General features: G+C 65.6%; 11 protein-coding genes. 7 read left to right on the top strand and 4 right to left on the bottom strand.

Annotated elements, in window-relative coordinates; translation table 11 throughout:
- Nucleotides 1–80: 80 nt before the first annotated feature.
- Genes BBTA_RS22665 through BBTA_RS22650 form a run of 4 tightly spaced genes read right to left on the bottom strand, consistent with a single transcriptional unit; the run spans nt 81 to nt 5,296 of the window.
- Entirely contained in the window at nt 81–1,799 is a 1,719-nt protein-coding gene (locus tag BBTA_RS22665; RefSeq protein ID WP_012044842.1) for an ABC transporter ATP-binding protein, read from the bottom strand.
- A complete protein-coding gene (locus tag BBTA_RS22660; RefSeq protein WP_012044841.1) occupies nt 1,778–2,620 on the bottom strand; it encodes an ABC transporter permease in 843 nt (280 codons plus the stop codon). The genes BBTA_RS22665 and BBTA_RS22660 overlap by 22 nt, the downstream gene beginning before the upstream one ends.
- A complete protein-coding gene (locus BBTA_RS22655) occupies nt 2,617–3,618 on the bottom strand; it encodes an ABC transporter permease (protein WP_012044840.1) in 1,002 nt (333 codons plus the stop codon). The genes BBTA_RS22660 and BBTA_RS22655 overlap by 4 nt, the downstream gene beginning before the upstream one ends.
- Nucleotides 3,619–3,652: 34 nt before the next feature.
- Nucleotides 3,653–5,296: an ABC transporter substrate-binding protein gene (locus BBTA_RS22650; RefSeq protein WP_041751556.1), complete on the bottom strand. Its 1,644-nt coding sequence runs from the start codon at nt 5,294–5,296 to the stop codon at nt 3,653–3,655.
- A 375-nt stretch (nt 5,297–5,671) separates the two neighbouring features.
- Between BBTA_RS22650 and BBTA_RS22645 the strand changes: the two genes are divergently transcribed.
- From BBTA_RS22645 to BBTA_RS22615, 7 genes are all read left to right on the top strand, one after another.
- Nucleotides 5,672–7,255 (top strand): ABC transporter substrate-binding protein, encoded by a 1,584-nt coding sequence (locus BBTA_RS22645; RefSeq protein ID WP_012044838.1) that lies wholly within the window; start codon nt 5,672–5,674, stop codon nt 7,253–7,255.
- Nucleotides 7,256–7,782: 527 nt separating this feature from the next.
- Nucleotides 7,783–8,763: an ABC transporter permease gene (locus BBTA_RS22640; protein ID WP_041750829.1), complete on the top strand. Its 981-nt coding sequence runs from the start codon at nt 7,783–7,785 to the stop codon at nt 8,761–8,763.
- A gap of 55 nt (nt 8,764–8,818) precedes the next feature.
- Complete coding sequence (locus tag BBTA_RS22635; RefSeq protein WP_012044836.1) at nt 8,819–9,838, top strand: sugar ABC transporter substrate-binding protein; 1,020 nt, start codon at nt 8,819–8,821, stop codon at nt 9,836–9,838.
- Between the two features lie 87 nt (nt 9,839–9,925).
- Nucleotides 9,926–12,049, top strand: a complete 2,124-nt coding sequence (locus tag BBTA_RS22630; RefSeq protein WP_012044835.1) for an SMP-30/gluconolactonase/LRE family protein — start codon at nt 9,926–9,928, stop codon at nt 12,047–12,049.
- Entirely contained in the window at nt 12,046–13,143 is a 1,098-nt protein-coding gene (locus tag BBTA_RS22625) for a strictosidine synthase (RefSeq protein WP_012044834.1), read from the top strand. Before BBTA_RS22630 ends, BBTA_RS22625 begins: the two co-directional genes overlap by 4 nt.
- Nucleotides 13,143–14,642, top strand: a complete 1,500-nt coding sequence (locus tag BBTA_RS22620; RefSeq protein ID WP_012044833.1) for a sugar ABC transporter ATP-binding protein — start codon at nt 13,143–13,145, stop codon at nt 14,640–14,642. Before BBTA_RS22625 ends, BBTA_RS22620 begins: the two co-directional genes overlap by 1 nt.
- A gap of 33 nt (nt 14,643–14,675) precedes the next feature.
- Nucleotides 14,676–15,803 (top strand): zinc-dependent alcohol dehydrogenase family protein, encoded by a 1,128-nt coding sequence (locus tag BBTA_RS22615; RefSeq protein ID WP_012044832.1) that lies wholly within the window; start codon nt 14,676–14,678, stop codon nt 15,801–15,803.
- Nucleotide 15,804 lies beyond the last annotated feature (1 nt).

Here is a 15,804-nt window from a genome sequence, read left to right as displayed (position 1 = left end):
GGCAAGGGCCGGCGTCATGACGTCGGCCCTTGCCATTGCCTGCTGTCCACGACTCTCTTGGTGTCGACGAGAGCGTTGGTCTAGCCCGGCGCATCCGCCGTCACGACGGCGCGAGGCCGCGACGGCGACACGCGGCCGGTGGTGCCGGAAGGGATCGAGGCGAGCAGCGACCGCGTGTAGGGCTGCTGCGGATGATCGAAGATCTCGCCGACGGAGCCATGCTCGACGATACGCCCGCGATGCATCACCGAGACGGTGTGGGCGAGCTGGCGCACCAGCGCCAGATCATGCGACACGAACACGTAAGTGAGACCCAGATTGGCCTGCAGCGAGAGCAGGACCTCGACGATGTCGGCCTGGACGGTGACGTCCAGCGCGGAGGTCGGCTCGTCGAGCACGATCACATCCGGCCGCAGCACGAGCGCGCGCGCGATCGCCACGCGCTGGCGCTGGCCACCGGACAGGGCACCCGGTTTGCGCGCGAGCAAATGCTCGCCGAGACCGACATCGGCCAGGGACTGCCGGACCTGGGCGTTGCGCGCCTTGCGCGTACCGATCCCAAAGCGATCCAGCGGTTCGCGCACCAACTTCTCCACGGTCCAGGTCGGATCGAGCGAGGTGAACGGGTTCTGATAGATCAGCTGCAAATGCCGCCACGCCGCGCGCAGCGTGGCCGGCGACCGGCCGCTGAGCTGCTCGCCGGCGACCGAGATCGTCCCGCTGTCGGGCGTCTCCAGTCCGAGCAGCAGCCGGATCGTCGTGGTCTTGCCGGAGCCGGATTCGCCGACCAGCGCGTGCGTCGTGCCTGCCGGCACGGCGAACGAGACATTGTCGACGGCGGTCAACGTCCTGCCGTCGACGGCGAATGTCTTGGTGACGGCGCGCACCTCGATCTTCGCCGTGGCACCAGCCTCGCGGCGGCGGAAGCCCGGATCGCGCAGCGCACGGTAACGGTCAGGGTTGAGCGCGGGGACGTCGGCCTGCAGCTCGCGGGCATAGGCCGAGCGCGGCGAGGCGAAGATCGCAGCGGTTCGGCCGGCTTCCTGGATGACGCCGTCCTTGAGCACGACGAGTGCATCGGCGCGCTCGGCCGCGATCGCCAGATCATGGGTGATCAGCAGCAGGCTGATGTCGAGCTCGGACTGCAACCGCGTGAGCAGGTCGAGGATGCGCTTCTGGATCGTGACGTCGAGCGCGGATGTCGGCTCGTCGGCCACCAGCAACGCCGGCCGTGGCAGCACCGCGAGCCCGATCAGCACACGCTGCAGCATGCCGCCGGACAGCTGATGCGGATAGGAGTCGCAGACGCGCTGCGGATGATCGAGCCCGACCTGGGCGAACGTCTCGAGGATACGCTGCTTGCGGACTCTGTCATCCGGCTCGTCCAGCAGGGCCGCCGCCTCCATCGCCTGCGCCCCGATGCTGCGAACCGGATTGAGCGCATTGCCGGGATCCTGCGGCACGAAGCCGATGGCGCGGCCGCGCAGCGGCCGGAAGCGACGCTCGGACAGTTCGAGCACATCCCGGCCGTCGAACGTGATGCGGCCGGTGGCATGTCCGCCATTCGGCAGCAGCCGCAGCACCGCGCGTGCGATGGTCGACTTGCCCGAGCCGGATTCGCCGATCAGCGCCAGGCTCTGGCCGCGGCTGAGGGCGAAGCTGACGTCGGAGACGACCTGCTGCCGGCCATAGGACACCGACAGGGCATCGACGCGGAGCAGGGGAGTCGCCGGCTGCAGAGACGGCGCTTCGATGTCGTCACGGCGCGGCGTGGCGATCAGTCTGTTTGGCGAAGCCATCGGCTGATCCTGTTCAATGAGAGGACGGTCCCGATCGTGACGAAAGCGGGGGCGTACACCAGCCACGGCCATTTCAGGTAATCCTTGCCGATCGAAATCAGCAGGCCCCAGTCGGAGGCGGGCGGCGGGTCGCCATAGCCGAGGAAGGCGAGGCTGGCGATCACCAGGATCGACAGGCCGAACTGTAGCACCGCGAGCGGCAGCACCGAGCGCGACGCATTCGGCAGCACGTGACGCAGCAGGATGTGCCAACGCGAGCCGCCGAGCAGGAACGAGGCCTCGACGAACACAGCCTGCCGGGTCTTGATCACCTCGGCGCGCATCACCCGGGCGAACACTGCCACCGCCGAGATGCCGGTGGCGATCGCCGCATTGGTGGTGTCGAAGCCGAGCGCAGTGACGATGATCACGGCGAGCAGGAAATGCGGGATCGCCAGCAGCACGTCGACGAGACGGGCGAGCACGATGTCGACCCAGCCGCCGAAGAAGCCGGCGAGCAGGCCGATCAGGCCGCCGGCAACGGCCGCGATGACCACCGCGATCAAGGCCGAACTCACCGACGAGGACGTGCCATGGACGACGCGCGCATAGAGGTCGCGGCCGAGATGGTCGGTGCCGAACCAATGCGCGGCGCTGGGGCCGAGCAGCTTGTCGGCAGGAACACCGTTGATGGGACTGTGGCTGGTGAAGAGACCCGGTGCGACCGACCAGGCGATCACGAGCGCAATCACCACGAAGGAGAGCTGGACGGTCGGCGGTACCTTGAGGGCGGCGAGCCGGCTCGTTGTCGTGACGGGGGCGGTTGGGGAGAGCAGGCTCATGGTGTCACCGCCTGGGAGGCGCCGTCGTCAGCCGTGGTCGGACGTCGGCTGGCGGCACCGACGAGTTTTACGCGCGGGTCGAGCAGGGGGTAGACCAGATCGGCCAGCAGGTTCACCAGCACGAACACGACCGCGGCGAGCGAGACCACCGCCTGCAGGACCGGCAGATCCTGCGTGCTTACCGAGCGCTGCACCAGGCTGCCGATGCCGGTGCGTCCGAACACCGTCTCGGTGATCAGCGAGCCGCCGAGCAGCTCGCCGAGCGTGAGCGCGATGATGGTGACGACCGGCAGCGACGACGGCTTGAGCAGGTGTCTGGCGAACAGCCGGAATGGCCCGAGGCCGCGGCTGCGGGCGACGGCGGCGTAGTCCTGCGCCCGCTCATGGTCGAGATTGGCGATCAGCACCTCGGCGATCTGCGCCGATACGGGAATGCCGAGCGCGATCGCGGCGAAGACCGTCGCCCAGAAGCTGTTGGGCGCGATCACCCTGAACAGTCCGAGCTGAAAGCCGAACAAATGGATCAGCACCAGGCCGATGACGAAATTGGGCACCGACAGGAACAGCGATGGAAAACCGCGCAGCAGCCCCTGGCCGTATCGCTTGGGGACCAGCTGGGTGCCGTAGGCAATGCCGGTCGCGAGCACGAGCGCGACTGCGAAGCCCGACGAAGCCAGGATCAGCGTCGAGGGAAGAACCTCGGCGATCAGTGTGCCAACCGGCCGGCTCGAGCGCATCGACAGCCCGAAATCGCCGGTCAAGAAGCGCGTCAGCGACGTCCACAGCTGGACCAGCACCGGCTGGTCCAGGCCCTGGGCGGCGATGATCTGCCGGATCTCATCCTCGCTGAAGCCGTTCTGCGGATCGCGCAGCACGTTGGTGATCGGATCGCCCGGCAGGATGCTGACGACGACGAAGGTGAAGACATAGGCCAGCAGGATGACGACGAGCGCCTGGACGAGGCGCCTTGCCGCAAAGGCAGCGTAGGCGTTGTTCATCCAGGCCGTCTCCTCGAACGTTCGTTTCGCACGGCTACTCGCCCTTGGTCGCCGTGTAGTAGCTGGCATAGGCGATGCCGTTGTAGACCTCGCCCTTGAGCCGCGGCGACTGCACGTAGATGCGCTGGACGATCTGGGTGCGCGGGATGAAATAGCCCTGCTCGAGCACATAGCGCTGCAGCTCGTCGAGCAGCGGAGCGCGGATCTCGGTGGTGCCGGCGCCGGCGATCCTGTCGCGCAGATCGTTGAGCTTGCCGTCGCTGTCGCCGAGCGCGAACCAGTTCTCGCCATTGTTGGCATTGGTCAGGATGCTGGCGACCGTGCCGGCGTCGATGAAGCTGCGCGTCACCTCATAGGCCGGCACAGCCGGGCCGCCGAACTGCACCTTCTCGCCGAAGGTCACGACGTCATAGGCGCGGATGAAGACCTTCCAGCCGATCTTGCCGAGCTGCTGGGCGATGAGCTCGTCGACCGCCTTGGCGGTTGCGAGATAGGGATTGGAGTAGAGTGTCAAGGTGAGCGGCTTGCCGTCCTTGCTGCGAACGCCATTGGCGCCCTTGATCCAGCCGGCTTCGTCGAGCAGCTTCCGGGCCTTGTCAGGATTGTAGGCCAGCAGCGCACTCTGGTCGGTCGCGCCGGGGACGTTGCTCTGGATGAACGATGTGGCGAGTTTCCATTCTGGCGTATAGACGGTATCGATGATCTCCTGGCGGTTGATCGACGCCTGCAGCGCCTGGCGCACCTTCACGTCGTTGTAGGGCTCCAGCCTGGTGTTGATCGCCCAGCCATTGACGAAGCCGAGATAACGCGGCGTCGCGATGGTGAAGCCGGCCTGCTTCAGCGATTTCAGCTCCTGTGGCGAGGCATTGTAGGCGACGTCGGCCTGCCCGGACTGAACGGCGGCCACCCGCAGCGACGGCTCGGAGACGATCTTGTAGGTGATCGACTCGAGGAAGGCCGGGCCGGTGTGTCCAACCGCCGCGGGCCCCCAATTGTAGTCCTTGCGCTTCACCAGCTTGACGAAGTCGCCTTCCTTCCAGGACTCGACCACGTAGGGACCGCTGCCGGAGGTCTTGCCGAGATCGGCCTGCTGGCTCGCCGGTTGTGCGAGCGTCTTCGGCGAGATCAGGATCGAGCCGTGATAGCCGAGCGTCGGAATGAAGCCCAGCGTCGGCGCCTTGAAGGAGACCTTGACCGTGCTTGCGTCGATCGCCTCGGCGCTCTTGTAGGTCTTCGGAAACAGGCCGATCGGGTTGATGCCCTCGCTCTTGCGTCCGGCGTACCAGATGTCGAGATTGGCGACCACGGCGGCGGCGTCGAGCGGCGTGCCATCGGAAAAGGTCACGCCTTTCTTCAAATGCAGGATGAACGAGGTCGCGTCCTCGTTCTGCTCCCAGCGCTCGGCGATCCAGGGGCTGACCTTGCCGTCGGCATCGACATAGACGAGCTTGTCGGTCACATGGCCCCAGATGTGGCCCTGGAAGCTCGAGATCGCGCTGTTGTTCGGGATCCAGGTGCCCCCCAAGGAGTCGATGAGGAAGACGATGTCGCCACCATTTTTCGGCGCGCCGGCCTCGCAGGCCGCCGGCAGCGCCGTCATCGCGACCAGGGCCGCGGCAAATCCGCTCATCAGCACACGGCGCCGTGAGCGCGTGAGCAAAGCAAAGCGCGAGTTCATCTTGTCAGCCATCCGCAGCAAGTGATTTCAGAAGCGGCCTAGCAAAAGCGGAAACGGCGGATCTGGCCATTCCAAATTTCCGTCGCGATCGGCAACAAACGCCTCTCGATCGCATGAGCGTCAGTGCGGCTATCACTCCCGTCCTGTGAGGCCGCCTCTGTAGAACTTGCTCCGAGCGCGGCGTGCTGATGTGCCCTCGATTGTGGTCGAGCGCCAGGCCGAAGCGCTCATTCTCCGATCGACGAACAACGCGCTGCGATCGTTCCGCGCTGACGGCATTCATCAGCAAGAATTCGGTCCGTCGTTTGTAGTAGAGCTGACGTATCGGCGGAATCGCCGGTCGTGATGCGTGTCGCTCGAATCAAGGAAGGCCCCATGAGCTCTCGTGCTCTCGGTTTGAATGGTGTTGCTGTCGCGCTGTCGCTTCTGCTTGGACTGACCTGCGGCGACGCCGCCGAGGTGCCGCGCGGCGGGACGCTGCGCTTCCTCGTCGAGCAGGAGCCGACCACGCTGGTGACGATCGCGCATACGGCTGGTCCATCGACGCGCATCTCTCCGAAGGTGACCGAGGGCCTCCTGACCTACGGTTTCGGCTTCAAGCCGCAGCCGGCGCTGGCGACCGAATGGGAGGTTACCCCAGATGGGCTGCGCTACAGCTTCAAGCTGAGGCCCAACGTGAAATGGCACGACGGCAGGGATTTCACCTCGGCGGACGTGGCCTATTCGGTCAAGCTGTTGAAGGAGAACCATCCACGCGGGCGCGGCACCTTCGCCTTCGTCCAGGAGGTTCAGACGCCGGACCCGCTGACCGCGATCATCATCCTGTCCAAGCCGGCGCCGTACCTGCTCAAGGCGCTCGATGCGTCGGAATCGCCGATCGTGCCGAAGCACGTCTATGAGGGGACCGATCCGCTTGCCAACAAGAACGCCAGCGCGCCGATCGGCACCGGGCCGTTCGTGTTCAAGGAATGGGTCAAGGGCAGCCACATCATTCTCGACCGCAACCCGAATTATTGGGATCCCGGCAAGCCTTATCTCGACCGCATCATCGTGCGCTTCATCGCCGACCAGGCGGCACGCTCGGTCGCGTTCGAGACCGGCGAGCTCGACCTCGGCGGTGGGCCGCCGGTGCCGCGCTCCGATCTCGCGCGGCTGCAGGTATTGCCGCATCTCGGCTCAGAGACGCGCGGTTACGAGTACAATGCCGGCATGACGCAGCTCTATTTCAACTATGACAACCCGATCCTCAGGGATAAGCGGGTGCGGCTCGCGATCGCCCATGCGATCGACTATGGCCGGCTGCTCGATTTCGTCTATTTCGGCTATGGCAAGGTCGCGCCGTCGGCGGTCAGTCCTGAGCTGGCCGAGTTTGTCGATCCGTCGATCAAGCCCTATGCGCTCGATCTCGCGAAGGCGAACAGGCTGCTCGACGAGGCCGGTTATCCGAAGAAGGCCGACGGCACGCGTTTCCCGATCCGGCTCTACGCCAATCCGTTCAACCTGCAGGCGGCCGGCGACTTCGTCAAGCAGGCGCTGACGAAGCTCGGCATCGCCGTCGATTTCCAGTTCTTCGATTTCTCGACCTACATCAACAAGACCTATACTGGCCGCGAGTTCGACATCACGCTCGAATCGCTGTCCAACACCTTCGATCCCACTCCTGGCATCCAGCGCGCATTCTGGTCGAAGAACTTCAAGATCGGCCTGCCGTTCTCGAACGCCTCGCACTACGCCAATCCGGTGGTCGACCAGCTGCTCGAAGATGCCGCCGTCGAGCCGGATGCCGAGAAGCGCAGAGCGCTCTGGTTCAAGTTCCAGAACCTGATCTATGACGACGTTGCAGCCATCCATCTGGTCGCGCCCGACGGCGTCACGCTGTTCAACAAGACGATCAGGAACCACACGCTCGGCGTCACCGGAATCAATGCGAGCTTCGCCGACATCTATTTCGACAAATAGGGGTGCGAGGCACAATCCGACCTTGGGCAAATCTCGGTGAGATCTGAGAAACAGGTGGTCACGTCGTGATTGAGAATCCGCCGAGCAGGAAGGGGCGGTCCGGAGGCGCTGAGCGGTTAGGCCACGGGCGGGTGGGTGGGCGCACCGGGTGGAGATGGGGCGTCGAACCGGATCTGTGATGGCCGTCGAGCCAGTCGGGAGATGACGGCGGCTCGCGCGGTGGCTCCGATGTCAACGCCCTGGTCCGCGCCGCAGATTGACGGCGCGTGCGAGAAAAAGTGATTCGGTGCCGCCGCCGAACGCCAAGTTGCTTGCGCCTTGATCACGGCGAGCGCTGATAACGCGACGATATAGCCGCTAGCTCAAATCCGTATTTCCGCGCGCCATCGGTCGTCGCCTAGCGTCGATCCTCAAATAGCTCGACCGCCGCAGCCGGTCCGCGAGTCCTGCGCGATCAGCAGAGGACACGCTGATGCCATCTGCCGCCGGGGCGAGCCGGGATGAAGCGACAAGGTGACGGGCGGCGAATGCGCGTTTGGACTCGCTATTTCAACCAGGAGCGGATCGTCTTCGCCCTCACGGTGCTGCTGCTGATCCTGTTCGCGCTGACGTTGCCGAAATTCCTGGCGCCGAGCAATCTGCTCTCTCTGGTTCGCAGCGTCGCAGTGCTCGGAATTCTCGGACTAGGCATGCTGGTCGTGGTGCTTGGCCGCGGCATCGACCTGTCGTTGGTGGCGACCATGGCGATCTCGGTGGCGTGGAGCCTGCAGCTTGCGGCCAGCGGCCTGTCGGTCGCAAGCGCGATGGGCATCGGGCTGCTGCTCGCGCTCGGCATGAGCCTCGTGACCGGCATCCTGATCGCCTATGCCGAGATCCCGTCACTGTTTGCGACCTTGGCGATGGCGACCTTCGTCTACGGCTTCGGTCGCGCCCATCTGATCACCGGCACCGATGTGGTCTATCTGCCACCCAACATCGGTATGCTTGCGGGTCTGGGGCAGGGAGCGCTGTTCGGCATTCCCATGCCGATCGTGGTCGCGGCCGTTGTGGCGCTGATCGCCTATCTGTTCCTGCGCTACACCAAGCCCGGACGCTTCATCTATGCGATCGGCGACAACCTCGCCAGCGCGCGGATCGGTGGCGTGCCGGTGCGCCCCATTCTCGTTGCGCAATATGTCATCGCCGGCGGCATCGCCTTCGTGGCCGGTCTCGTGACCGCGACCTCGGCGGAGGCGATGAACACCCGCGTCGTCAACTCCAACATGATCTACGACGTCATCCTGGTCGTGGTGCTCGGCGGCGTCGGCCTCTCCGGCGGCCGCGGCAATGTCCGTAACGTGATCGTCGGCGCGCTTCTCATCGGCGTGCTGATGAACGGCATGACGATCATGGACGTGCAGTACACGATCCAGAACGTCATCAAGAGCCTGATCCTGCTGCTCGCCATCGTCGTCGACAGCATCCTCAACCCGCGCGACGAGCAGACGGGCCAGCAGGGGGACATCTGACGTCCCCGACAACGAGCCTCAATCAACAATATCGGAGGAGACCATCTTGAAGACCATGCATCGTTTGGCCCTTGCGGCCACTGCGTTCGTCGGAATTGCTGCGGCCGCCATCGGTGCCGCCCGCGCCGACGACATGAACGATCCCTATCGGCAGCCGGCGCTCGACGCGCTCAAGGGCAAGTCGATCGTCTATCTGCCGATCTCGATCGGCTTCGACCTGGCGCAGGCCTGGGGCGGCGTCGTTAAGACCGAAGCCGAGCGTTACGGCATGAAGTTCAAGTCGCAGGATCCGAACTGGAACACCGGCGCGATGGCGCAGGGCCTGACCTCGCTGATCGCCGAGAAGCCCGACGTGATCGTGACGCAGAACCCGGACCTGCAATCGCTGGCGCGGCTGCTCAAGCAGGCCAATGCCGCCGGCATCGTCGTGATCCAGATGAACATGCAGGGCGCGGTGCAGACCGACGCTTTCGTCGGCCCCGACTTCATCGCCATGGGCGAGCAGGCAGCCAAGATGGTCGTCGCCAAATGCGGCAAGGGCACCGAGACCTCGCACAAGGTCTCGATCGTGCAGGGCGTGCTCACCGGCGGCGTCAGCTACTACCAGGTTCAGGGCATCAAGAAGGTGTTCGAGGCCAACCCCGAGATCAAGGTGGTGTCGAGCCAGGCGGCCGATTGGGACGCCTCCAAGGCGCGCGCCATCACTGAGACGGTGCTGCAGCAAAATCCGGATCTGTGCGGCGTCATCGACGTCTGGGATGGCCAGGGCGTTGGCACGGGGGCCGCGATCAAGCAGGCCGGCAAGCAGGACCAGGTCTATTTCGTCACCTCGGGCGGCGGCGCGCAGAGCATGTGCGACCGGCTTGCCGACGGCACCTTCTCGGCCGCGATCAATTATGACGCGCCGGGCATGGGCCGCGACGCCTTCACCGCGATCTCCGCGGTGCTGCAGGCCAAGCAGAAGGCCGGCACGATGAAGTTCCAGCTCTATTCGCCCACGCGCGTCATGACCAAGGCCGACGTCAAGGCCGGCACCTGCTGGGATCCCGAGCAGTACGCCAAGCTGCTGCGCTGATCTGCCTCATTCAGGCGTGGCCGCCGGTCGCGGCGGCCACGCGCTCTCCTCGACAATGATTTCCAGCGATCGCGTGCAGAGGCTGCCTTGGCGTCGACCCATACTTTCACGAAGCTGAGATATCGCTTCATCCCGGACCACGTCATCGGCGAACTGCTCTCGAAGAAGTGGATCGACAACGCGATCCCGTTTCTGGTGCTGCTGTGCGTGATCGCGATCTTCGGCTCGTTGATCCCCAACTTCTTCGGCGGCGCCAACCTCGCCATCAGCGCCCGCGAGCTCGGTGAGTTCGGCCTCGTCTGCATGGCGATGATGGTCGTCATCATCGTCGGCGGCATCGATCTCAGCGTCGGCTCCAATTTCGCGCTCGGCAATTTCATGACATTGGCGCTGCTCAATCTCGGCGGCTGGCCGGTCGGCCTCGCGATCCCCGCCGTCGTCCTGATCTGCGGCGGCGTCGGCCTGCTCAACGGCTACCTGATCGGCTTCCTCCGGCTACGCGCCTTTCTCACCACGCTGGTGACGCTCATCATCGTGCGCGCGATCGTCGACATGCTGCTCCTGAAATATGCGCAGGCGATGTCGGTCAGCTTCTACCAGTCCGACGTCTGGGACATGATCGGCCTCGGCGGCGTCGCCGAGGTGCCTTCGAGCTTCATCATCCTGGTGATCGTCGCGCTGATCGGCCACGTGCTGCTGACGCGCAGCCGTCCGGGCTGGCGCATGATGGCGATCGGCGGCTCGCGCCGCTCGGCGCACAACATTGGTCTTTCCGTCCGCGGTATGGTCTGCGCCGCCTATACGATCTCCGGCATGCTGTGCGGTCTGGCCGGGGTGCTCTACGCGGCGCGGCTCAGCGGCGCCGGCACTGACACCGGCATGGGCCTGGAGATCTCGGCGCTGACGGCGGCCGTGCTCGGCGGCAACAGCCTCGGTGGCGGCCGCGGCTCGGTCGCCAAGGCGCTGATCGGCGCCGTCATCGTGCTGGTCATGACCAATGGCGTGCTGCGCATCGGCCTGAACAGCGGTTCCGGCCCGATGGTGCTCGGCCTGACCCTGCTGCTCGCCGTCTTCATCGACGTGCGCTGGCTGAAGAACCGCGACAAGCTGCTGTCGAAGGTCTACGTGTCGCCGACCTATGTCGAGCTGCCGACACCGCGCTCGACGTCGGTCGAGACCGGCGGCGCGTTCGCGCTCAATGACCGGCTCGGCCAGGTCGAGATCATCGGCCTCGGCGAGGTCGAGTCGCCCGAGGACGTCATCCTCGATGACGACGATTATCTCTATTGCGGCACGCGCCACGGCGACATCGTCCGCTTCGCGCCGCCGGACTACACGAGCTGGGAGGTTTACGCTCATATCGGCGGCTCGCCGCTCGGCATGGCCTTCGACCGCGCCGGCGACCTGCATGTCTGCGTCGGCGGCATGGGCCTCTACAAGATCGACCGCGCGCGCAACGTCGGCAAGGTCACCGACGAGACCAATCGTTCGGCCTTCTCCGTGGTCGACGATTCCCGGCTGCGGCTCGCCGACGATCTCGACATCGCGCCCGACGGTCGGATCTATTTCAGCGAGGCCACGATCCGCTACGAGATGCATGACTGGCCGGTCGACGCGCTGGAGAGCCGCGGCAACGGCCGCATCATCTGCTACGATCCGAAGAGCGGCAAGACACATACGGCGTTGCGCAACCTGATCTTCCCGAACGGCGTCTGCCTCGCCCATGATGGCCAGTCGGTGCTGTTCGCCGAGAGCTGGGCCTGCCGCGTCAGCCGTCTGTGGATTGCAGGGCCGAAGGCAGGGCAGGTCGAGCGCGTGCTCGATGCGTTGCCCGGCTATCCCGACAACATCAACCGCGCCTCGGACGGCTCCTATTGGTGTGCGATCATGGGCATGCGCTCGCCGGCGCTCGACCTCGCACTGCGCATGCCCGGTTTCCGCCGCAGGATGGCGCGTCGCATCGCGCCGGACCAGTGGCTCTACCCGAACCTCAACATCGGCTGCGTGATCCGCTTCAACGACAAGGGCGAGGTGCTGGAGTCGCTGTGGGATCAGGGCGCCAAGAACCACCCGATGATCACCTCGATGCGCGAGCACCGCGGCTATCTCTATCTCGGCGGCATTACCAACAACCGGATCGGCCGCATCAGGCTCGACAAGGCTGATCCGAACTGGAGCGGCATGCGCAGCTATTGGGGGCAGCGGGCATGAGCGCCTTGGTCGGAAGCTGGCTGGAGCGTTTCCTCGGACGTGGCCGGGCCGCGGTCACGGTGCCGCCGCTGGATGGGGCGCTGAAGCCGAACAATCGTCTCGAAGATGCGCCGCGCGGCCTCGCGAGCCACGCGCCGGACAATCTGGTGGCCTGCGGCGGCGCGGTGTTGTGGTCGAGCGGGACGAGGCTGTTCCGTGCCGCCGCCGGAGCCGAGCCGGAGCCGGTCGCGACACTCGATGGCGTCATCTCGGCGCTGGCTGTGTCGCCACGCGGGCAGATTGCCGTCGCTTGCGACGGCAAGGGCATCTCGATCCTGGCACGCGACGGCACGGTGACCGACACCGGCCGCAGCAGCGGCTGGCCGTCCGCCTGCATCACCGCGATGACGTTCGTCGACGAGGCGAGCCTCGTCGTCTGCGTCGGCTCGGTCCAGACCGCGCTGGACGCCTGGCAGCGCGACCTGATGGAGCACCGCCGCGCCGGCGAATTGTGGAAGCTCGATCTCGCGGCGCGCACGGCCAAGCGGCTGGCTGCTGGGCTCGGCTACCCCAACGGCGTCGTGGTTGCGGCCGATCAATCGTTGATCGTCAGCGAGGCCTGGGATGTCCGCCTCGTGCGCCGCGCGCCGGACGGTCGTGAGCTCGCTATCGTGCTCGACGATCTTCCGGGCTATCCGGGCCGCATCGCCGCATCCGCGCGCGGCGGCTATTGGCTCACGGTGTTTGCGCCGCGCAGTCCGTTGATCGAGTTTGTGCTGCGCGAGGACGACTACCGCCGCGCGATGCTGGCCGAGGTGCCGCCGGCCTATTGGATCGCGCCGGCATTGCGCAGCGGTGTCTCGTTCCACGAGCCGATGCAGGGCGGCGCCTTGAAGCAGATGGGCATCCTCAAGCCATGGGCGCCGACCTTGTCCTATGGTCTCGTCATCGCGTTGGACACCAATTTCGTCCCGCTGCAGAGCCTGCACAGCCGGGCCGGCGGCAAACGCCACGGCATCACGTCGGCGGTCGACATCGATGGACGGCTGTGGCTGACCGCCAAGGGCGGCGACGAGATCGTCGCGATCGATCGTGCGGCGGGGGAGGTGAGGTGATGCAGCCGGTCGTCGAGCTCAAGAGCGTTACCAAGGAATTCCACGGCATTCCGGCGCTGCGCGACATCTCGTTCGATCTCAGGCCCGGTGAGGTCCATGCGCTACTCGGCGAGAACGGCGCCGGCAAGTCGACGCTGACCAAGATCATGGCGGGCGTCTACGAGGTCACCAGCGGCGAGCTGATCGTCAACGGTACCAAGGTGTCGTTCAAGACACCGGCGGAGGCGCTGCGCAGCGGCATCGCGATGGTGTTCCAGGAGACCAGCCTGGTGCCGTCGCTGACGGTCGCGCAGAACATCTATCTCGGCAATGAGAGGTTCCTGAACCGCCTGCGCGGCATCTATATCGCCGCCCAGCAGTTTCTGCAGTCGCTGAATTTCGGCGTCGATCCGACGATGTATGTGTCGCAGCTCGGCGCGGCGCAGAAGCAGATGGTCGAGATCGCGCGCGCCGTGCACCACAAGGCGCGCGTCATCATCTTCGACGAGCCGACGGCAACGCTGACGCCGGAGGAGAAGCACCATTTCTTCGCGCTGGTGAAACGACTCAAGCGCGACGGCGTCTCGATCATCTTCATTTCGCATGCGCTGGAGGAGGCGCTGTCGATCTCCGACCGCATCACCATCATGCGCGACGGCCAGCATGTCGTGACGGACGATGCGAAGAATTTCGACCGCGACAAGATCATCACCGCGATGGTCGGCCGCACCTTGTCGGACGAGCTCTATGGCAAGGCCGGCGACGGCCATGCGACGCGGCCCTATGGGCGCAAGATGCTGAGTGTGCAGAACTTGTCGATGGGCCGCATGGTCCGCAACAACTCGTTCTCGGTCTATGCGGGCCAGATCACCGGCATCTTCGGGCTGATCGGCTCGGGCCGCACCGAGACCGCGAAGATCATCTCAGGCGTGGTCAAGCGCGATTTCTTCCATGGCGGCGAGGTCAAGCTGGAGGGCCGCTCGGTGCGCTACCGGGTGCCACGCCAGGCGGTGCGCGACGGCATCGTCTATGTCACCGAAGACCGCAAGATCGAGGGCTTCTTCGAGACCAAGTCGATCGCCGAGAACATCTATCTCAATCTCCTGGCCGCCGATCTCAACAAGAGCGTCGTGATCTCCTATGCGGAGATGATGGAGCTGGCAGCAACCTGGACCAAGCGGCTCAATGTGCGCGCCATCAGCAATGCGGCGCGCGTGGTCGAATTGTCCGGTGGCAACCAGCAGAAAGTGGTGATCGCGCGCGCGCTGGTGCAGCAGCCCAAGCTCGTTATCTTCGACGAGCCGACCCGCGGCGTCGACGTCGGCGCCATCGCCGAGCTGCATCACGTCATCAACGAGCTGGCGGATGCCGGGCTCGCGGTGGTCGTGATCTCGTCCTACCTGCCGGAAATCCTCAACCTGGCCGACCGCATCCTGGTGTCGCGCCAGGGCCGCGTCGTCGAGGAGTTCTCGGCCGACGAAGCGACCGAAGAGAAGATCATGTACGCGGCCGTCCACTGACCGACGCGCCGACGTTTTCGAAGGAATGACCGCATGAAGATCAAGGCCGCCATTCTCGAGGACATGGGCCGCGCCGGACCCTATGCCGCCTCGCGTCCGCTGAAGATCCTTGACGTCGAGCTCGACGGCCCCGGTCCGGGCGAGGTGCTGGTGCGCATCGCCGCCGCCGGCCTGTGCCATTCCGATCTCTCGGTGATCAATGGCGACCGGCCGCGTCCCTTGCCGATGGTGCTGGGTCACGAAGCCTCGGGCGTGGTCGAGGAGGTCGGTGCCGGCGTCGATGATCTCGTGCGCGGCGATCACGTCGTTTGCGTGTTCGTGCCGAGCTGCGGGCATTGCGCGCCATGTGCGCAAGGGCGGCCGGCGCTGTGCGAGCCGGGCGCCGAGCACAATGGCAAGGGCGATCTGCTCAGCGGCGGCTTCCGTCTGCATCGCGGCGAGGCGAGGGTGCACCATCATTGCGGCGTGTCGTGCTTCGCCGAATACGCCACGATGTCGCGGCGCTCGCTGGTGAAGGTGCAGAAGGAGGTGCCGCTGCACATTGCCGCGCTGATGGGCTGCGCCGTGCTGACCGGCACCGGCGCCGTCTTCAACGGCGGCGATGTCGGTCCCGGAGGCAAGGCTGCGATCATCGGACTCGGCGGCGTCGGGCTGGCCGCAGTCATGGGCGCGGTCGCGATCGGTGCCGAGACCGTGGTCGCGATCGACATGTTCGAGCCGAAGCTCGCGCTGGCACGCGAGCTCGGCGCCACCCACGCCTTCAACGGTTCTGATCCGGACCTCGTCGCGAAGGTCAAGGAGGCGACCAAGGGCGGCGTCGATGCAGCGCTGGAATTCGCAGGCTCCGTCAAGGCGCTGGAGATGGGCTACGCCATCACGCGGCGGGGCGGCACCACGGTGACGGCCGGCCTTCCAAATCCCAAGGCGGTGCTGTCGCTGCCGGCGGTGTCCTTGGTTGCGGAGGAGCGCACGCTGAAAGGCAGCTATCTCGGCTCCGGCGTGCCGTCGCGCGACATTCCGCGCTTCCTGGGCCTCTATCATCGCGGCCGGTTGCCGGTGGACAGGCTGCTGACGCACCGCATCCGGCTGGACGACATCAATGCCGGCTTCGATCGCCTCGCCGACGGCAGTGCGATCCGCCAGGTCGTCGAATTCAACTGAG

It is taken from the genome of Bradyrhizobium sp. BTAi1, assembly GCF_000015165.1.
Classification (GTDB): domain Bacteria; phylum Pseudomonadota; class Alphaproteobacteria; order Rhizobiales; family Xanthobacteraceae; genus Bradyrhizobium; species Bradyrhizobium denitrificans.
This window is presented reverse-complemented; position numbering and strand designations above follow the sequence as displayed.